Source organism: Myroides odoratimimus (genome assembly GCF_030326305.1).
Classification (GTDB): Bacteria; Bacteroidota; Bacteroidia; order Flavobacteriales; family Flavobacteriaceae; genus Flavobacterium; species Flavobacterium odoratimimum_A.
In genome coordinates this window covers 25,577-44,481 of the sequence record NZ_JACAKB010000010.1, presented here as the reverse complement: position 1 = coordinate 44,481, position 18,905 = coordinate 25,577, and the positions used below count along the sequence as shown (strand labels likewise).

The 18,905-nt window shown below is 34.3% G+C and carries 18 protein-coding genes; 4 read left to right on the top strand and 14 right to left on the bottom strand.

Annotated features, from left to right (window positions below):
* Nucleotides 1–42: 42 nt before the first annotated feature.
* The 3 genes from HX049_RS09315 to HX049_RS09305 all read right to left on the bottom strand — a co-directional run bounded on the left by HX049_RS09315 (nucleotide 43) and on the right by HX049_RS09305 (nucleotide 4,333).
* Entirely contained in the window at nucleotides 43–2,010 is a 1,968-nt protein-coding gene (locus HX049_RS09315) for a DUF3857 domain-containing protein (protein WP_286415543.1), read from the bottom strand.
* Nucleotides 2,011–2,141: 131 nt separating this feature from the next.
* Nucleotides 2,142–3,107, bottom strand: a complete 966-nt coding sequence (rsgA, locus tag HX049_RS09310) for a ribosome small subunit-dependent GTPase A (protein WP_286415542.1) — start codon at nucleotides 3,105–3,107, stop codon at nucleotides 2,142–2,144.
* 146 nt (nucleotides 3,108–3,253) lie between these two features.
* Nucleotides 3,254–4,333 (bottom strand): chorismate mutase, encoded by a 1,080-nt coding sequence (locus HX049_RS09305; RefSeq protein ID WP_286415541.1) that lies wholly within the window; start codon nucleotides 4,331–4,333, stop codon nucleotides 3,254–3,256.
* Nucleotides 4,334–4,514: 181 nt separating this feature from the next.
* Between HX049_RS09305 and HX049_RS09300 the strand changes: the two genes are divergently transcribed.
* Genes HX049_RS09300 through gldA form a run of 3 tightly spaced genes read left to right on the top strand, consistent with a single transcriptional unit; the run spans nucleotide 4,515 to nucleotide 6,684 of the window.
* Nucleotides 4,515–5,357: a sulfite exporter TauE/SafE family protein gene (locus tag HX049_RS09300; protein WP_286415540.1), complete on the top strand. Its 843-nt coding sequence runs from the start codon at nucleotides 4,515–4,517 to the stop codon at nucleotides 5,355–5,357.
* Between the two features lie 4 nt (nucleotides 5,358–5,361).
* On the top strand, nucleotides 5,362–5,751 hold the full coding sequence (locus tag HX049_RS09295) for a DUF1634 domain-containing protein (RefSeq protein WP_041889082.1): 390 nt from the start codon (nucleotides 5,362–5,364) through the stop codon (nucleotides 5,749–5,751).
* 36 nt (nucleotides 5,752–5,787) lie between these two features.
* On the top strand, nucleotides 5,788–6,684 hold the full coding sequence (gene gldA / locus HX049_RS09290) for a gliding motility-associated ABC transporter ATP-binding subunit GldA (RefSeq protein WP_286415539.1): 897 nt from the start codon (nucleotides 5,788–5,790) through the stop codon (nucleotides 6,682–6,684).
* A 146-nt stretch (nucleotides 6,685–6,830) separates the two neighbouring features.
* Here gldA and HX049_RS09285 read toward each other — a convergent pair whose 3' ends face one another.
* From HX049_RS09285 to HX049_RS09275, 3 genes are all read right to left on the bottom strand, one after another.
* A complete protein-coding gene (locus HX049_RS09285; RefSeq protein ID WP_286415538.1) occupies nucleotides 6,831–8,189 on the bottom strand; it encodes a RagB/SusD family nutrient uptake outer membrane protein in 1,359 nt (452 codons plus the stop codon).
* A 45-nt stretch (nucleotides 8,190–8,234) separates the two neighbouring features.
* A complete protein-coding gene (locus HX049_RS09280) occupies nucleotides 8,235–11,351 on the bottom strand; it encodes a SusC/RagA family TonB-linked outer membrane protein (protein WP_286415537.1) in 3,117 nt (1,038 codons plus the stop codon).
* 126 nt (nucleotides 11,352–11,477) lie between these two features.
* Nucleotides 11,478–11,603 carry a hypothetical protein gene (locus HX049_RS09275; protein WP_286415536.1) on the bottom strand — a complete coding sequence of 42 codons (126 nt, stop codon included), beginning with the start codon at nucleotides 11,601–11,603 and terminating at the stop codon, nucleotides 11,478–11,480.
* 162 nt (nucleotides 11,604–11,765) lie between these two features.
* On the opposite strand from HX049_RS09275, the gene HX049_RS09270 reads away from it, so the two are divergent.
* Nucleotides 11,766–12,227: an Lrp/AsnC family transcriptional regulator gene (locus tag HX049_RS09270; protein ID WP_006260563.1), complete on the top strand. Its 462-nt coding sequence runs from the start codon at nucleotides 11,766–11,768 to the stop codon at nucleotides 12,225–12,227.
* 52 nt (nucleotides 12,228–12,279) lie between these two features.
* Here the strand turns inward: HX049_RS09270 and HX049_RS09265 are convergent, their stop codons facing one another.
* The 8 genes from HX049_RS09265 to HX049_RS09230 all read right to left on the bottom strand — a co-directional run bounded on the left by HX049_RS09265 (nucleotide 12,280) and on the right by HX049_RS09230 (nucleotide 18,020).
* Complete coding sequence (locus tag HX049_RS09265; protein ID WP_041889066.1) at nucleotides 12,280–12,894, bottom strand: deoxynucleoside kinase; 615 nt, start codon at nucleotides 12,892–12,894, stop codon at nucleotides 12,280–12,282.
* Nucleotides 12,894–13,760 carry a hypothetical protein gene (locus HX049_RS09260; RefSeq protein ID WP_286415535.1) on the bottom strand — a complete coding sequence of 289 codons (867 nt, stop codon included), beginning with the start codon at nucleotides 13,758–13,760 and terminating at the stop codon, nucleotides 12,894–12,896. Before HX049_RS09260 ends, HX049_RS09265 begins: the two co-directional genes overlap by 1 nt.
* Before the next feature lie 11 nt (nucleotides 13,761–13,771).
* Nucleotides 13,772–14,257 (bottom strand): dihydrofolate reductase, encoded by a 486-nt coding sequence (locus HX049_RS09255; protein ID WP_286415534.1) that lies wholly within the window; start codon nucleotides 14,255–14,257, stop codon nucleotides 13,772–13,774.
* Nucleotides 14,258–14,261: 4 nt separating this feature from the next.
* Entirely contained in the window at nucleotides 14,262–14,672 is a 411-nt protein-coding gene (locus HX049_RS09250) for a 2TM domain-containing protein (RefSeq protein ID WP_041889059.1), read from the bottom strand.
* A 23-nt stretch (nucleotides 14,673–14,695) separates the two neighbouring features.
* Nucleotides 14,696–15,520: a thymidylate synthase gene (locus tag HX049_RS09245; RefSeq protein ID WP_286415533.1), complete on the bottom strand. Its 825-nt coding sequence runs from the start codon at nucleotides 15,518–15,520 to the stop codon at nucleotides 14,696–14,698.
* Between the two features lie 26 nt (nucleotides 15,521–15,546).
* Nucleotides 15,547–16,179 carry a bifunctional nuclease family protein gene (locus HX049_RS09240; RefSeq protein WP_286415532.1) on the bottom strand — a complete coding sequence of 211 codons (633 nt, stop codon included), beginning with the start codon at nucleotides 16,177–16,179 and terminating at the stop codon, nucleotides 15,547–15,549.
* A 90-nt stretch (nucleotides 16,180–16,269) separates the two neighbouring features.
* Nucleotides 16,270–17,238, bottom strand: a complete 969-nt coding sequence (locus tag HX049_RS09235; RefSeq protein WP_286415531.1) for an electron transfer flavoprotein subunit alpha/FixB family protein — start codon at nucleotides 17,236–17,238, stop codon at nucleotides 16,270–16,272.
* Nucleotides 17,239–17,273: 35 nt separating this feature from the next.
* Complete coding sequence (locus tag HX049_RS09230) at nucleotides 17,274–18,020, bottom strand: electron transfer flavoprotein subunit beta/FixA family protein (RefSeq protein WP_286415530.1); 747 nt, start codon at nucleotides 18,018–18,020, stop codon at nucleotides 17,274–17,276.
* Nucleotides 18,021–18,905: the final 885 nt, after the last annotated feature.

The window sequence follows — 18,905 nt, the reverse complement described above, 5'->3', positions numbered from 1 at the left end:
ATAATAATTGAATAAGGCTACCTGATTTAGGTAGCCTTATTTTTATTTCTTCTCTAATGTAACTTGTGTTTTTAACTGTTCTAATAATTGAGTATACACATCTCTCACACTGTCATAGTCTTTTGAAGCAATCACTCCTTTAGCTTTAATAAAAATCAAACTACACAGTACTTGATTGTCTTTTACCTCGAACTTAGTTTGTACTTCTAATCCTGTCTGTTCACTTTTTAAAGTAAAGTTTTGAGGTAGAGTACCTACTTTATACCCTTCTGGAATGACTATCCCCATTAGATAATTGTCTAACTCTGGATACCCTATGTAAATAGGGTTATTTCTATATTCACTTTTAAATGGATTAGAATACAATGGATAGAACTGAAATGGATTAATAATATACTTATCATTAAAAAATAATACACCATTCTGCTTACTGAACGAGAATACTGCTCTTACATCCTTCTCGTTATTATCACCATTATACACACGTGTACTACTTACATTCATCCCTACATACTGACTCTCATACCACTTCCCAAATCTCCATTCACTACCATCATACATATTTCTAAACTCTAATGCGTGATAGTTTTTATAGTTTTCTATAATCTGACCTGAAATACTTCCATTCGAGTTAGGAGTGATCTGATACTTCACTTCTTTACTAGAAATAAACTGAGGCATTAGATTCACTTTAAGAATAGCTCCTGTGTCGTATAATATAGTACCTGTACCATTTAGATCATCTAATGATAAGATATTAAGAGTCGTATTCTTATTCGTGGCATCTACTAAATAAATACTATTATTAGCTTCTATAGCAGTTATAATATGATTATAATAGTTACGTTGCCAAGCGGCCTTCACACCATTACTTCTAGTACTCAATAATACTGGATTAGCTTTTACACCAACATATCTTAACATGGCTGTCAATAGTAAGTTCACATCAGCACTATTTCCAGTCCCTTTATAGAAAGTAGTTTTAATACCGTTCTGTGCGTAAAGTCCATATTCTTGATTCCACGTTACTCGACTCTGTACTACATTTAATAGTTTTGAAATCTGAGCTTCTGTACTTAGCCCCTTATAATCCTCTAGGTTAATTTCTTTTTTAAGAAACTTATCTTGTTTTAATTCTTTACCAAACCCTCTATTTTTAAGTAGGTCAGCATAAAACTCTTTCTCTGTTTGCATTACTTTTTCCGCAGAATTACCAGGGAACTGTACTTGCTGTAAATCAAAGCGCACTGTTGAAATATAGTTTGCAGGATTATCAAGATAAGGCTCTACAATAAAAGAAGGTACTAATTGTGCTTTATATGTTTTTTCTATAGCATTGATTTCAGACTTAATCATAAAGCCATTCACCCCACGAAAAGATACTCTTCTATTTTGTTCTTGTTCTATAAGCTTTATATCTCCTTTTTTGACAATACTATATAAAAAATACTCAGGTGCGACTACTGTGTAACTTGTGCTTTCTTTAGGCATGTCACTCTGTATATACCACTCAGGTAATTCATCTATATAGTTAGTCGATTTAGTATATGAATACTCTATAATATCTCCAGTTTTAGCTTCATTATAAGATACACCTTTCTCTCTCCAATTACCTTTGTCTTCATCAATTAGATTTTGTTTTGGAGACTTCTGTTTTACTATCTTCCCATCAGCTATTCGATAAATATTAGACACTGTTATAGTCACATCTTCTCTTGCATACCCTTTAGGCGCATAAGGAACAAGGAATTTCAACTTTTCCTTAGCCACCTCATCATATAATTTGATTTTACGTGATACAGTCTCATTCACTCTAAAACCATATTCATCAGAATATTCAAAGTCTACTCTAACTTCTTCTTGTAGTATGACTGCTTTATCCTTAGCAAAAGAAGTATTACTAAGCTCTGCTAACTCAGCTGGCTTTACTTTTCCTAAGAAATCTTGTCCATAAGAAGGTGACTGTAGACAACATATTAATACAAATAAAAAACAGGCTATTTTATTCATTATCTTATTTTTTGTGGTAGTAATTATAAAGTCAAAATTTACCACAATTATACAACATAGCAAGAGGACTTACACCAAAAAGATTCTTAATTAATCTGACTACTACTTTAAATACATAAAAAAAACCAAGACTATTCGTCTTGGTTCTTTCCATCTTTATATATATCTGTTCGATAATGTTCTTCTTCTCCGTCTAGAATCTGAATATATGTCTTATATCTAGACCAGGCTAATTCATCTCTATCCAATGCGTCCTTTACAGCACAGTAAGGTTCTTCTCTATGCAAGCAATTATTAAACTTACACTGGTCCTTTAAAGCAAAAAACTCAGGAAAATAGTCACCTACTTCTTGTGGTTCCATATCTACTACACCAAATCCTCTAACACCTGGGGTATCAATAATCTTAGCATCGAATGATAAGTCAAACATCTCTGCAAATGTAGTAGTATGCTGTCCTTGTTGATGTTGTTCTGAGATTTGAGCAGTCTTTAAGTGTAGTCCTGGTTCTATAGCATTAATTAAAGTAGACTTTCCTACTCCTGAATGTCCTGTAAATGTAGATACCTTACCTATCATTCTTTCTTTAATGGCATCTATTCCCTTACCTGTGACAGCAGATACTCTTAAACACTCATAACCAATCTGAGAATAAATATACTGCATATACAACTGCTCGTCTAAAGCATCCTCAGAATAAGTATCTATTTTATTAAACACTAATACTGTCCTAATTCCATAAGCTTCTGCAGTAACTAAGAATCTGTCAATAAAACTTGTAGTTGTAACAGGATTATTTATGGTTACAATTAAGAATAGAGTATCAATGTTAGATGCAAGAATATGTACTTGCTTAGATAAGTTTACAGACTTACGAACAATATAATTCTTACGAGGTTTTATATCATTAATAACCCCCGTAGTAACATCGTTTGTAGTTTCTAGTTCAAAGCGAACATGGTCACCTACAGCAATTGGATTAGTACTTTTAATACCTTTAATCCTAAACTTACCTTTAATTCGACAGTCATAAAACACACCGTCTTCACCTTTCACTGAGTACCAACTACCTGTTGATTTGTAAACTATACCATTCATATGGCAAATATACTTCAAAAAAAATGTTCCTTAAACAGGTTTAAAGACAATTCTTAGTTAACCTGATTCACTACTATAACATGTTTTAAACAAAGAAAGGGCCTTTACATCTGTAAAAACCCTTCTATAATTCACATTACCAACTACTATTTGTTGATAATTTTATCTTGTCTATGAATACTCTCTTGGTGAATAGCAGTATAGATAGCAGTGATAAACTCTTCAGTAAATCCGATGTGTTTCCCTTCTTCCTGCATTTTCTCAAGAATTTTTAACCAGCGATCTTGTTGGAATACAGCTACATTTTTCTCCTTCTTCAATGTTCCAATTGCATCAGAGATAGCCATACGCTTTCTCAATAAATCAAGAAGCTTACTATCCATGTCATCGATTTGGATACGGTGAGCTTGTATCTGTTGTAAGAATTCTTCTGTCTCATCCGTTACGTTTCTCACTTGTAATTTAGAGATGATATCACTTAATTGATCAGGTGTCACCTGCTGAGCAGCATCACTCCATGCATTATCAGGATCACAATGTGTCTCTATCATTAACCCTTCATAGTTAAGGTCTAATGCTTGTTGAGATACACCTAATATTTTGTCTCTGTTTCCTGTGATATGTGATGGATCACAGAAAATAGGAATATTAGGTAGATGTAACTTTAGATCAATTGGGATTTGCCACTCAGGGATATTGCGATACTTTGTTTTTTCATAAGTACTAAAGCCTCTGTGAATAACTCCTAATTTAGTAATACCTGCTTCTGCAAGTCTCTCTACTCCCCCCATCCATAAAGACAAGTCCGGATTCACTGGATTCTTTAACAAAACAACTTTATCTGTACCTCTAAGTACATCTGCAATTTCTTGAACAGCAAAAGGATTAACAGCAGTACGTGCCCCAATCCATAAGATGTCAATATCGTGCTCTAAGCACAATTGTACGTGTTCTGCGGTTGCAACCTCAGTAGCTAATAACATTCCTGTCTCAGCTTTCACTTGTTGTAACCATTTCAATCCAATGGCACCTACTCCTTCAAATCCACCTGGACGAGTACGAGGTTTCCAAATCCCAGCGCGATAGACTTTAACCTCTTTTGGCAGTGACTTAGCGATTCTCATGACTTGCTCTGGCGTTTCCGCACTACAAGGACCTGCAATTATTGCAGGATTTTGTCCTTGGAATAAAGACAACCAATCCTTGTTAATGTTTAGTTTTTCCATTGGTTAATTATTAATTTGTATTTACATATAATGACGTTTTTACAGCTCCGGTTTTGTACTCACCAAAACTGTCAAAAAAAGACTCTAATATATTATTTTAATTTATAAAGTTGGCCTTTTATTCGATATTTATTTGATAAATAATTACTTTTAACCACTTAAGAACAAAATAATATAAAAAATGACCTTATTAACTTTCACGCTGATCATGTTCTTAGGAGCATTTGCAGCAGGCTTCATAGGCTCTTTATCAGGACTAGGAGGCGGTATAATAATCATTCCTTTGTTATCTGTATTCTTAGGTGTTGATATGCATTATGCTATTGGAACTGCCTTAGTTGCTGTAATAGCAACTTCTTCAGGATCAGCTTCAGCCTATGTCAAAGAAGGAATTACCAATATGAGATTAGGAATGTTTCTAGAAATAGCTACTACTGCAGGAGCAGTTATAGGAGCTATCATCTCTACCAATGCGAATACTTCTGTCCTTGCAGTTATTTTTGGATTAACCCTTACTTTTTCTTCTATCAATTCTCTTCGAAAAAAAGAAGATCACTTGGTTACTCCTGAGAACTCAAGTAAACTTGCTCATAACTTAAAACTAGTAAGTACATATCCCACCCCTAGTGGTACCACTGTAAAATATGGTATGAAGAATATCATTGGGGGTTTTAGTATGATGGGGATTGCAGGAATGATGTCTGGGCTTTTAGGTATTGGCTCAGGTGCTTTTAAAGTAATTGCTATGGACTCTATTATGAAGATTCCTTTTAAAGTATCTACTACAACAAGCAATTTTATGATGGGAGTAACAGCTATTGCTAGCTCTGTTATCTATATCCAAAAAGGATATATAGAACCCTCTATATGTATGCCTGTAATAATAGGTGTATTAGTTGGGGCAATGGTAGGGGCCAAAGTACTTCTAAAAGCTAACCCTAAAAAACTAAAAGTATTCTTTGCTTTTCTAATTTTAGCTTTAGCGATTAATATGATTTACAATGGTGTAATGGGTAATATATAAGATTATGGGAACAACTAAATTTTCAGATACTGATTTACAATCTATAATTGGTAATGTACTGCGATATGGGGTATGGACTGCACTATCTGTGGCTGGTATAGGAGGTATTATACTTTTTTCGAGTAAAGGAAGTGAACAAGTAAACTTCACTAATTTTATAGAGAAAGATGATAATATAATCAACGTTATAAACAATATTTTATCAGGTGTAGCCCAGGTAGATGGGGAGTCTATTATCTTCTTGGGTATATTACTTTTATTTTTAACTCCTGTGCTTAGAATATTTCTATCACTTTTATCGTTTTTCTTAGAGAAAGATTGGTTATATGTATTTATCACATTGATTGTAATAGGTATTATTGTATTCAGTGTTTCTTTCGGATTTTCACATTAAATATATACTTTTGTTACTATCATATAAATCAAAATAATGTCACTACAGGTTAAAAATATAAGCAAGTTTTATGGCGAACAGAAAGCCTTAGACAATATTAGTTTCTCTATCCCAAAAGGTCAAATAGCTGGCTTTCTAGGGCCTAATGGGGCAGGTAAGTCTACACTAATGAAGATTCTAACGACATACATTCACAGTGATGAAGGTCTTGCTTATGTCAATGACTTTAACGTAGAGACAGAACAGCGAAATGTACAGCGTTCTATAGGTTATTTACCAGAGCACAATCCACTGTATTTAGAAATGTATGTGCGAGAGTATTTACAGTTCAATGCTGATATTTATAAAGTAGCTAAAAGTAGAATTGACGAAGTAATTAACTTAACAGGTCTAACCCCTGAAGCGCATAAGCGAATAGGTGAATTATCGAAAGGATATAGACAGCGTGTAGGATTAGCCACTGCTCTTCTTCACGATCCAGAAGTACTTATCTTAGATGAACCTACCACAGGATTAGATCCTAATCAATTAGTAGAGATTAGAGAGTTAATTAAAAACATTGGTAAGGATAAGACAGTATTTCTTTCTACACATATTATGCAAGAAGTAGAAGCTATTTGTGACCGTGTGATTATTATCAAAAAAGGACAAATAGTAGCAGATCAAATGCTTTCATCTATGTTAGAGAATCAAAATGAACAGATAATAGCTGTTGAGTTTGACTTTAAAATAGAGGTTCAGTTTATAGATAGAATCCCTAACCTTATCCGTGCTAATCACATTCATGACACACAGTGGGAATTAATATTCCCTATAGATGGTGATTATAGAGCTACTGTATATGACTTCGCTCAAGAGAATGGACTGAAAACACTATCCATGCAAGTGAAAAACAAGAATCTAGAAAGTCTCTTTAGAGAGATTACACAATAAGCAAAAACACCTCTTAGTAGAGGTGTTTTTTTATACCTCAACCCTAAAAAAAGAGGTTGTCACGAATGACAACCTCTTACGCTAACTAAAAACAACAACCAAATACCATTCTAAAATGGATACTTTTTTTAAAAATAAATGTTCAATTAATTACGAGCATCTAACTCTTCTTGAGGAATGACTAACTGAAAGCGTTTATCCTGTGCAGGAAGAGATATTACAGTTCTGTGATTACCTGTACGAGTGACCCCTCTTAATAATCGCTTAGCATCGAACCACTCTACTCCGCACTCTCCATATAATTCTTTTCTTCTTTCTAATAAAATTACATCAAGTAACGCTGTTCCAGTAGCACTTGTAACTTTAGCTTGTGTATCCCTATTTAAACGAATTGCATCTAAGATCTCTTTTGACTTTCCTTCATTTCCTAAATGATATTCTGCTTCAGCTTCTATTAATACCAATTCAGGATATCTAATAACGGGTAAATCTGCTTCGAATGTGAATTTAAACTTAGAAGTCACATACTCTTGCCAATCTCCTTTAGGCTTCTCATAAAAATTACTAAACAAGTTTCGCACATCTGTAGAACTAAAATTTTTTACGAACTGATCGTTTATGAATGTCCCGTGATAAGCTACCGCTACGTGATCCATCATCGCATGAGGATGAGAGCGGTAATACACTGTTTGATCAGCACTCTGAGGCAATGCCCACAACCATTCAGTTGCACTCATGCTATCAAAGCCTTTACTATATTCTTCTGCATTTAATACTTTATGTATATTTCCTCCATATGCTTCATTTGCGTTTTTTTTCGCTAAATCCCATTTACCCATGTATTGATATACTTGTGCCAAAAAAGCTTGAGCTACTGATTTATTGATATATGATTTATCTAATCTAGTGTCTCCTAGTCTAGATGAAGCTTCTTCCAAGTCTTTTACTATTCTTCCAAAAAACTCTTCCTTAGTAGAAAAAGGACTAGGTGTAGTACTCGATTTTACATAAATAGGTGGAAACTCACCTTGCTGATTTGCCAAATAAGCTTCTCCAAACTCTATTGCTAATTGAAAATAATAATAACCTCTAAGAGCTAGAGCCTGACCTAATAACTCATCTTTGTCTTCTTTACTAATCTTTGTACTCTCCTCTACGCCTTGAATAAAATTATTTACTTGGTCTATGATCTTATAAGGCAATCGCCATGAGAACTTAGATCTAGTCCCTGTACTTAAATACACTTGATAGTCATAATCAGCTCCAAACCAAATCTGTTTTTGTATTAGATCTGCCCCTTTTACACTACGAGCAAATAAAATACTATGTAGACCTGATGCTTCATCATTAATTAATGACATTCTTTGTAACCTCAATATTCCTGACAAAAATGAAGTAGCTCCCTCCTTACTCCCAAATACTACTTCTGGAGATATACTATCTTTTGGCTGTGGATCATCTAAAAAATCTGATGAACAACCTGTAACTGCACTAATGAATAACATTACTACAATACTTTTTATTATTGATTTTATCACGTATTTACTCTTTTAAAAATTAATATTTAAACCTACTGATAAGGTAGCTGATAAAGGCACACGATAGTTAGTCACACCGTTTATTGCTTGTTCCGGATCGATACCTTTATGTGACTGGAAAGTCAATAAGTTCTCTCCTTGTACATACACTCTTGCTTGTTTTAATTTAAACTTACCCAAACTCTCGATAGGTAATGTATATCCTAGCGTCACAGCCTTTAATCTTAAATAATCATTCTTATATAAGAATCTAGTAGATGTTGCTGCAAAATTATTTGTAGAATTAATAAGTATAGGGGTGTCCGTAATATCACCAGGTTTTTGCCAACGATTACCTATATCAGGTGAACTTTGATATCCTGTAGACATACCATTCATTAACCCTGAATAATCATTGTCATAAATATAACCTCCTAAACTAAAATTAAAGAATGCACTAAAATCAAAGTTTTTATAAGATAAAGCTGTATTAAATCCCCCTACTAGTTTTGGTAGAGCAGATTTATTATAGTAACGCGTTGCCTCATTATAGTCCTTTGTAGCTTCTCTTCCTGTCACTTGACCATCTGTATCTACTACATCCTTATACCACATTCCATATCCATCATTAGGATCTACACCTGCCCAATCTCTTAAATAGAAATCATAGAGAGAACGACCTTCTGCCCATCTATTTAACCCACTAATAAAACTGTCTTGTGTCAATGATTTAATCTTATTTCTATCAATAGAGAAGTTAAGTGAAGTATCCCATTTCCAATCTCCAGAACGTACATTATGAGAAGTCAAACTTACCTCTAATCCATAGTTTTCTATTGTTCCAGCATTAGATAATATCTCTAAATTACCTGTAGAAGGAGCTTGTGGAATAGCAAACAATAAATCAATAGAACGCTTTTTATAATAATCTACAGATCCTTCTATTCTATTATTAAACAAACTAAAATCAATACCCGCATTGAACGAAGCTGTTTTTTCCCATGTCAAATATGGATCTGCTAAATCACCTAATATAACTCCCGGATTATCTAACTGATTATAGCCTGTATCAAATAATCTTAAGTAAGGAAAGTACTTACCTGTGATATTATTATTCCCTAGCTCACCATAAGAAACTCGTAGTTTTAATAAATCAATAGTATTATTGTCTATTAAGAAATCCTCAGATGACACTATCCAAGACCCTCCTACCGAATAGAAGTTCCCTTTTCGAACAGATTTATCAAAACGAGTACTTGCATCACGTCTAAACGATCCTTCTATAAAGTACTTGTTTGCGTAGTCATAACTTAATCGACCTAAATAACTAGTCAATCTATCCTCTACATCATATCCATTAATCCCCTCTAATGATGTACCACTCCCTATCTCTGTGTTACCAGGTAAGAATCCTGTAGTAGAAGCATTAAAAAAGTCTTTCTTAAACTTATAAGCCTCGTAGATACCATCTACTGCTATATGGTGTTCTCCTAATGTCTTATCGTAGTGCAATGCATTAATAAAATTCAATGTCTCTGACGTATCCTTGAATCTAAGTACACGACCATTCACACTAGATGCCTGACCATACTGAGAGTTGTTGTACTCTTTATTGTCATAGTCATACTTTTCATAAGACAGATTGGTTCTAAAATATAATCCCTCTGCCAAATCTAACTTAGCAAAACCATTCCAGCTAGTTGTAGATCGTCTATTTACAGTACTATTATTTTGTAATATCCCTACTGCATTCTCACCACTCATGATAGGGCGAACACTATTAATATCTTTACTAGATGCATTACCATAGTCATAGATTAGACTTCCTTCAGCATCATATACTCTTTGCCCATTTAAATCTCTTTTGTAAACAGGATAGACACTAGGCATAGCATATATCCAATTCATTGGACTATAAAGATTAGTTCCGCTTTGTGTAGGGAAGTTTTGATTAGAAGCAGAGTATGCTGTATTAGCTCCTAATTGTAACCAATCCGTCACTTGGCTTTCTATATTAAGACGAACTGTCGTACGTTCAAAGTTAGAAGTCTTGATCATTCCATCTTGGTTTAAATAATTACCTGAAAGGAAATATGTCGTACGATCACCTCCACCTGCTACATTAAAATTGTATTCATTTCTAAATGCTTGGTTTCTCTGTAACTCTTTTTTCCAGTCTGTCTCCCATAACAACGGGTTTTTAACTGTCCAATTACCATTATAATCCACAGGTTGATCTGTTCCAAATGGGTTATAACCAAAGTAACTCACTAACCCATCTGAAGCCGTTCTACGCGCGGTGTCTTCATCTTGCCCTAACACATACTGATAGTTATTCTTTCTAGCTTCCCACAGATACTGTGTATACCCACGAGTATCTAATACCTTATGTGTTTTCACAGCGTCGAATGCTACTCCTGAACTCAACTTGATATTCACGTCAGGTTGGCTATTTAGCTTCCCCATTTTTGTTTTAATCAAGATTACTCCATTAGCTCCACGAGAACCATATAAGGCTGTAGAAGACGCATCTTTCAGCACGTTGATACTTTCTATCTGGTCTGCACTTATTGAGCTGATGTATCCTGAATACGGAGCCCCATCTAATATAATTAATGGATCTGCTGATGCATTGATAGAACCGATACCACGAATGCGTATTGTAGGGCTCTCTCCAGGTTGAGAGTTAGAGTTTATGATATTCACTCCTGCTACTGTACCTTGTAGTGCAGATACTACAGAAGTAGACACTTGCTTATCTAGAGCATCACTCTTGATCTGACTAATCGCACCTACTACAGCTTTTTGTTTTTGAGCACCATAAGCCACGATTACGATATCGTCTAAACCTATCACGTCCTCTGCTAAGCTAATATTCACTACACGCTGCTTAGTCACAGTGATAGACTGAGGTTTAAATCCTACATATTCGAACTGAAGCACATCACCTTCATTTACATCGATAGCATACTTACCATCTAAATCTGTTTGTACTCCTTTCGTAGAATTTTTAACGATAACTGAGACTCCAGGTAGAGAGAATCCCCCCTGCTCACTTACCACACCTGTCACAGTTACTTGTTGTGCTAAAGCCAGATTACACAGCAGTAGCAAGCTACTTATTAGTAGCCGAAGTTTAATACTTTTCATTTATACTAAAAATTTTATTATTTTTAGCAGCACACACATTACCTATCGTTTTTTTGCTGCTTAAAAAAACGATACAAAAAAAGGAGGCTCTACCAAAGCCTCCTTTTCTGTTATTAAAACAAAAAATTAATAAAGCTTTTCTTCACATAAGAGCACACACATCTCCCCCATACACATAGAGAAGTTTTTAGCAAGAACAGGCGTACAACATGATTTAGAAATAGGTTTTACTATCTTTTGTATAATCTTCATTTACTTATTTTTTATCTGATATAACAGTGCAAAGATATACACATAAATATTTTTTCTACAATAGATCTATAATTAAGGAAAAAACATCTACAATGGGCACACTTAAAAGAAAAAAGCATTACTTTTATATAACCTAAACTTCATTAAACAGAAAAATTAACTATGCAACATATAGACGAAATTGATAAAAGATTACTAATCGAACTTCAATTAGACGGAAAACAATCGACAAAACAGCTAGCAGAGAAAGTAAACTTATCACTCACACCAGTACACGAACGAATAAAAAAGCTTGAAGCAACAGGTATTATTCAAGGGTACACTGCTCAACTTAACCCAGATCTATTAGGAAAAAAACTAATCGTATACTGTCAAGTCATACTGATCAGACATCAAGAAAGTCTATTCGAAGAATTTGAGAAATATGTAAAGGGCTTAGACGAAGTATTAGAAGCTTCTTATATAGCAGGGGACTATGACTTCTTTTTAAAGTTATTAGTTGACGACGTACAAGCCTATCAACAATTCGTAGTACACAAGATCTCTAAACTGGAGATTATATCTAATATCAAAAGCTCTTTTGTAATTCAGACGATCAAAAAGACCTCTAATATTCCTTTATAAAAAAGCCCTGATATCAAATGATATCAGGGCTTTCCTTTATTTTATATTAACTCTAAAACAGACCGTTTATCTCAGCATCTATTTTATTAATTACGTTTCCTAAATCTTCTGGGTTTTCCACGAAATCCAAATTATCTACATCGATAATCAATAACTTCCCTTTGTCATACCCTCTAATCCACTCTTCATATCGTTCATTTAATTTATTTAAATACTCGATAGAAATAGAGTTTTCATAATCTCTTCCTCTCTTTTGGATTTGTCCTACTAGGTTAGGTACAGAGCTTCTCAAATAGATTAACAAATCTGGAGCCCCTACCAACTCTTGCATCAATTCGAATAAAGAAGAGTAGTTCTGAAAATCACGATTAGACATTAAGCCCATTGCGTGTAAGTTTGGCGCGAAGATATGTGCGTCTTCATAGATTGTACGATCCTGGATAATCGTCTTACCACTTTGTCTAATTTGTAAAACTTGACGAAAACGGCTATTTAAAAAATACACTTGTAAGTTAAAAGACCATCTGTCCATCTGGTGGTAGAAGTCATCTAGATAAGGATTATCTACTACATCCTCATAATGAGGTTCCCACCCATAGTGTTTGGCTAATAAATTCGTAAGCGTAGTCTTTCCTGCGCCTATATTTCCAGCAATAGCTATATGCATTACGGTAATTTTATAAAGTAATTATTTAATTTCTGTCCGTCAAAAATACTCAATTTTTGATTGCCATAAAAGAAGCCTGAAATGCTTTTTTCTTTTGTATCTAGAACAGAAGTCTTATTTGCTTTTAAATCAACAAAGTATAATTTATCTTTATAAGAATAAAGTAATTTATCTATCTCTAATATTTGTATTAAATCATATCCATCCTCTAGATTATACGTAACAACCTCTTTACCGACTAGGTCATTCCCATGTAATACGTTCTCTTCATCTACCCAAAAGAACAGATGAGGCAGAGTCAAATATTGTTTAATCTTAGCTTCTTCTGGAAAAGTAAACACGCGGTGTAGCTCATAAGTAACACTGTTGTACAAATTCACTGATCTGTTGCGCTCATTCACTAACCAATAATTACGCTTAGTACTCACCCCTGCAAAGCTTGTCTCCATAGTCGGAAACTTAACCCCTAAATCGATAACATTGCGTTCTGCTAATTCTCTATTGACTAATACAAAGGCTTTCTTTTCTTTATAAAAAAGCATCAACTCTAGTGGGTTAGTAATATCGATTAGCGTAAGAGAATCGAAGTTTTTACTCTTATAAGAAGTACCGCTATATTTAGTGTTTTTTCGAAAAACATCTCCATCTTTTAGATAAGTACTGTCATAGATATCTTTACCTAAAAACTGCATATCCTTACCTACATTTTCATTATTCTGAAACTTTAGACGTAAAGTATCCATAATGGCGATTGGCTCATCATTCACAACACTCTCTTTTTTTTGAGATATTGTTTTAGAAGGCTCCTGAGCATAGCCCAAAACTCCTACTAAAGCGATAATTAAACAAGAAAACATCTTTTTCATAACTTACTTTTTTAACTTTTGATATATGTCAAAAAGGTAAAAGGATACTGATGTTTCGCATCTTTATCATGAAATTCCTCTCTGACTAATTTCCACTCTTTAGGATCTAGAACAGGAAAAAAAGCATCTGCCTCTAATACTGTATGTACACGAGTTAACTCTATCTTATCTGCAAAAGGAAGTGCTAAATTATAAATTTCTCCTCCTCCTATAACAAAAGTCTCCTCTTGCTCTGTAACTAAATCTAAAGCCTTTTCTAAACTATTCACTACGATACATGCCGCAGGCGCATCATAATCTTCTTGACGGGTAATGATAATATGCGTACGGTTAGGCAAAGGTTTTGGAAAAGATTCAAACGTCTTTCTTCCCATAATAATAAAATGGTGAGACGTTAAATCCTTAAAGTGTTTAAAGTCATCTGGCAAATGCCATAACAAATCATTGTCTTTACCTAAAGCATTATTCTCTGCAGCTGCAGCGATCAGTGTCAGCATATATTTATTTTTTATCTAATTCTGGTGAGCTAGTAGGAGTAGGTTGTTGGATTTGTGCTAAATCTCTCTGTGTATCCACTAATGGAAAATCCTTCTCTACTTTTGCTCTTAATTCTTTGATACGTTGTTCTTGTAGCTCTACTAAACGTCTTACTTGCTTATCCTCCCATCGCTTCCCCATAAAGCGATCTACGATTAACACATTCACAGCGTGTAAGAATACTAACAATGCCCATATCCCGATAGCATACGGCCACCAAATCGTAACTGTAGTCTGGTCTTGAACTAAGCCGTTAAAACAAAACATGGCAATACTTCCTAAAACAAATACTACAAAGTGAAAGAATAACATCTTTCTTTGTTTTAATCGCTTGCGTGCATATTCATACATTTCGTAAGATTCATCTCTTTTCATAAGCAATATTTTTATTATTCTGTTTATACAGACACTTTTCCTTTTATAGCAGGATGAGGATCATATCCTTCAAGTGTAAAATCTTCGTATTTAAAATTAAATATATCTTTTACTTCTTTATTTATTATCATGCGAGGCAATGGTTTTGGCTCTCTACTCAACTGTAGTGTTACCTGCTCTATATGGTTGTTATAGATATGTACATCTCCGAATGTATGGATAAAATCACCCACTTCTAGATCACATACCTGAGCCACCATCATCGTTAATAATGCATAAGAAGCAATATTAAAAGGCACCCCTAAGAATACATCTGCACTGCGCTGATATAACTGACAAGACAGTTTACCATCTGCTACATAGAACTGAAAGAATGAATGACATGGAGGTAATGCCGCCTTACCATTAGCAACGTTCTCTGCAAAAGAGACAGAAGTATCAGGCATCACACTAGGATTCCATGCAGACACCATTATACGTCTACTATTAGGATTATTCTTCAGTGTATCTATCACCTCTTTTATCTGGTCTATACCTTCTCCATTCCAGTTTCTCCATTGATATCCATACACAGGACCTAGATCACCGTTCTCATCAGCCCACTCATCCCATATACGCACGCCATTCTCGCTGAGATACTTAATATTCGTATCTCCGTTTAAAAACCATAACAACTCATATACAATAGACTTTAAGTGTACTTTCTTAGTTGTAACCAAAGGAAATCCTTCTGATAAATCAAATCGCATCTGATGACCGAATATACTCTTCGTTCCTGTCCCCGTACGATCTCCTTTTTGTGTTCCGTTATCTAGTACTTGCTGTACTAAGTCTAAGTATTGTTTCATTGTTGTGTTGTCTATATATAGGTTTATTATCTTTTATTTAATTCATCTCTTAGCAAGGCAGCTCTTTCATAGTCCTCACTTGATAGAGCATCATCTAGCATTTTCTCTAAATCAGATTTAGTATAGCTAGAGTAATCATTAGCCTTCGCTTCCTCTTCTAAAAACTGTTCTACCTGAGAAGCAATATCTTCTCCAGAATAAGGAACTTTCTGGTCTTCTGTCTCCTCTTCCTCTTCTATCTCCTCAGCATTAAGAATAATACCTGCTCTATCTAAGATATCTTTATAAGTATAAATAGGTGCATAAAAGCGTATCGCTAATGCTATCGCATCCGAAGTACGCGCATCTATCGTCTCCTCTACACCATCTCTTACACAAACTAAGCTAGAGTAAAAAACTCCATCTAATAGTCTGTTAATAATAACTTCTTTGACTATGATACTGTATCGATCTGCTAGAGTCTTAAACAGATCATGAGTCAGAGGTCTAGGTGGTTTAATATCATCCTCTATCGCTATCGCAATAGACTGAGCCTCAAAAGCTCCTATTACGATAGGCAATTTTCTACTTCCTACCTCTTCTTCTAATATAAGTGCATACGCACCATTCTGTGTATGACTATAAGAGATTCCGCTTACCGTTAATTTTATTAAACTCATAATTATTTTTATACAAAAAAAGCAACTAAAACAAAGATATAAATATTCTTCGTCTTAGTTGCCTTATATATTTAAAAGCTTATAAAATGCTTATGCATTCTTTGCTTTAAATTCTTTTAATTTCTCTACTAATTGAGGTACTACTTGGAATGCATCCCCTACGATACCATAGTCAGCTACTTTAAAGAAAGGCGCTTCTGCATCTGTATTAATAGCTACTTTTACTTTAGAAGAGTTCACCCCTGCGATATGTTGGATAGCTCCAGAGATACCTACAGCGATATATAAGTTCGCAGCTACAGGCTTACCTGTTTGTCCTACGTGCTCTTCATGCGATCTCCACCCTAAGTCAGATACAGGCTTAGAACAAGCTAATGCTCCACCTAATACGTCTGCTAAGTCTTCGATCATCTTCCAGTTCTCTGGTCCTTTTAATCCACGACCTCCTGATACTACTACATCAGCATCAGCGATAGTTACTTTTCCTGATACTTTTTCTACTCCTTCTACTTTTAGGCTGAAGTCAGCATCGTTTAACGATGGTGCAAAATCCTCAGCTGCTGCAGCTCCAGAAGCCTCTACTAATCCGTAAGAATTCTTAGCTAATGCTAATACTTTTACATCTGTAGTTAATTCTGTATGCGTAAATGCTTTAGTAGAGAAAGAGTTTCTTTTTACTACAAAAGGAGAAGTACTCTCTGGCAAAGCTACCACGTTAGAAGCATATCCAGCGTTTAGAGCTACTGCTACATATGGAGCAGCGTATAAGCTATCTGTTGTAGAAGATAACACTACTACTTTAGCTCCTTCTTTAGCAGCTGCTTGTTTGATTACATCTGCATAAGCTTTAGCATTAAAGTTAGCTAACTTATCGTTAGATACTTTTAATACTTTATCTACACCGTATTTTCCTAATTCGCTTACGTCTGAAGCATTGATCGTTACAGCCGTCACAGTTGTTCCTAATGACTCTGCTACTTTCTTAGCATAAGAAGCTAACTCTAATGCTACTTTTTTAAATTTTCCTTCTGCTGATTCAGCATATATTAAAACTGACATAATTCTTCTTTTTAAAGGTTTACAAATAAATGAAATTAGATAACTTTTGCCTCGTTGTGTAACAAGTTGATTAACTCATCAATGTTATCAGGTGAAATCATTTTACAAGCTGATTTTGGAGCTGGTTTTTCGAATTTCACATCTTTAGTAGTTGCTTCTGCTCCTACTGGTTCTACTACAGCTAATGCTTTTGTTCTAGCTGACATAATACCACGCATATTAGGTATGCGCAAGTCTTTTTCATCTACTATTCCTTTTTGTCCACCGATTACAAGTGGTAATTTTCCAGAGATAGTTTCTTTACCACCGTCTATCTGACGAATCGCTTTCACAGAAGTACCTTCTACCTCTAACCCTTCACATGAGTTTACGAAATCATATCCTAAGAATGCTGCTAGCATTCCTGGTACCATTCCACCATTATAATCTAAAGATTCTTTACCTGCTAATACTAAGTCAAAACCTCCATTTTTTACTACTTCTGCTAATTGTTTTGCTACGAACATTCCGTCAGTAGGATTAGCATTCACACGGATAGCCTCATCTGCTCCGATAGCTAATGCTTTGCGCAGTGTAGCCTCAGTATCAGGTCCTCCTACATTCACTACAGTAACTGTAGCTCCTTGTTTCTCTTTGAACCAAATAGCTCTAGTTAAAGAATACTCATCATTAGGATTGATTACAAACTGTACTCCGTTTGTATCAAATGCTGTATCTCCATTCGTGAAGTTGATTTTTGAAGTAGTATCAGGCACATGACTGATGCAAACTAATATTTTCATTTTTATATCGTTTTTTGTGTTTCACATTTACTTACCGAACGAAAATAAGAATTTATTTTTGATATTTTACTATGCATGCATATAAAATTATCAACCTTATTTAAATAGATTCTAATTAACAAACTTCTACACCAACCCATTTTTAATACCTCAGAACCTCTAATTCTATTGAATTACAAACTTTTTCTTTCTTATTTATGGTAGATATACCCCTGTACTTATCCTATTATTTCTCTTTAAACAACAACTCTTTTAGCAAAAGAATTAACACGAATTTGGTTAAATAATAATTTTATCCCTTAGCTTCCTCTCTTGACCCTCAAACAGAATTCTACCATTAATACAGGCATATTCAAATTTAATTCTACGCTTATAATACTATTATCGTTTTCCTTATAATAGTTATCTAAGAAGAACATTCTCCCTTTTAAACAATTTAATAGCTCAATCCACTTCTTCAACACCGCTACAACACTTCTTCAAGATTCCTTCAACAAACAACCTTCAAACTAGAGCAATCATGGAGAAGTCTTGACGAACTGTTGAAGAAGATGGCACAAAGCCTTATGTATATTAGCTTTAAAACTAATGCATATCTACCTCATTAAAAATCTTTACAACCAAAAACAATTAAATATCAACAAATTAGGTATTAAATATAGTAAAAATAAAGAAAAAAAATATCCTCTCTTTTTTACTATAAATAAGTTTAAAAGAGGGTATAAGGCTATCAAAAATAAAAAAATCAACTACTACAGTACAAAACAGCTTCACTACAAGCTCTAAAAGGATAAGATTAAGAGAAAAAAATGTAGACAAAAAAAATTAATAATATAAAGACTAGCAACTATCCCTCTTGAAAAATCTAATAATAAGCAGAGAGAA

Coding starts and splice junctions, on each gene's coding strand:
- HX049_RS09270 (WP_006260563.1), top strand. CDS start 11,766: ATGCAACATATAGACGAAATTGATAAAAGATTACTAATCGAACTTCAA.
- HX049_RS09280 (WP_286415537.1), bottom strand. CDS start 11,351: ATGAAAAGTATTAAACTTCGGCTACTAATAAGTAGCTTGCTACTGCTG.
- HX049_RS09255 (WP_286415534.1), bottom strand. CDS start 14,257: ATGCTGACACTGATCGCTGCAGCTGCAGAGAATAATGCTTTAGGTAAA.
- gldA (WP_286415539.1), top strand. CDS start 5,788: ATGTCACTACAGGTTAAAAATATAAGCAAGTTTTATGGCGAACAGAAA.
- HX049_RS09260 (WP_286415535.1), bottom strand. CDS start 13,760: ATGAAAAAGATGTTTTCTTGTTTAATTATCGCTTTAGTAGGAGTTTTG.
- HX049_RS09315 (WP_286415543.1), bottom strand. CDS start 2,010: ATGAATAAAATAGCCTGTTTTTTATTTGTATTAATATGTTGTCTACAG.
- rsgA (WP_286415542.1), bottom strand. CDS start 3,107: ATGAATGGTATAGTTTACAAATCAACAGGTAGTTGGTACTCAGTGAAA.
- HX049_RS09240 (WP_286415532.1), bottom strand. CDS start 16,179: ATGAGTTTAATAAAATTAACGGTAAGCGGAATCTCTTATAGTCATACA.
- HX049_RS09235 (WP_286415531.1), bottom strand. CDS start 17,238: ATGTCAGTTTTAATATATGCTGAATCAGCAGAAGGAAAATTTAAAAAA.
- HX049_RS09275 (WP_286415536.1), bottom strand. CDS start 11,603: ATGAAGATTATACAAAAGATAGTAAAACCTATTTCTAAATCATGTTGT.
- HX049_RS09305 (WP_286415541.1), bottom strand. CDS start 4,333: ATGGAAAAACTAAACATTAACAAGGATTGGTTGTCTTTATTCCAAGGA.
- HX049_RS09250 (WP_041889059.1), bottom strand. CDS start 14,672: ATGAAAAGAGATGAATCTTACGAAATGTATGAATATGCACGCAAGCGA.
- HX049_RS09245 (WP_286415533.1), bottom strand. CDS start 15,520: ATGAAACAATACTTAGACTTAGTACAGCAAGTACTAGATAACGGAACA.
- HX049_RS09300 (WP_286415540.1), top strand. CDS start 4,515: ATGACCTTATTAACTTTCACGCTGATCATGTTCTTAGGAGCATTTGCA.
- HX049_RS09230 (WP_286415530.1), bottom strand. CDS start 18,020: ATGAAAATATTAGTTTGCATCAGTCATGTGCCTGATACTACTTCAAAA.
- HX049_RS09295 (WP_041889082.1), top strand. CDS start 5,362: ATGGGAACAACTAAATTTTCAGATACTGATTTACAATCTATAATTGGT.
- HX049_RS09285 (WP_286415538.1), bottom strand. CDS start 8,189: ATGTTATTCATTAGTGCAGTTACAGGTTGTTCATCAGATTTTTTAGAT.
- HX049_RS09265 (WP_041889066.1), bottom strand. CDS start 12,894: ATGCATATAGCTATTGCTGGAAATATAGGCGCAGGAAAGACTACGCTT.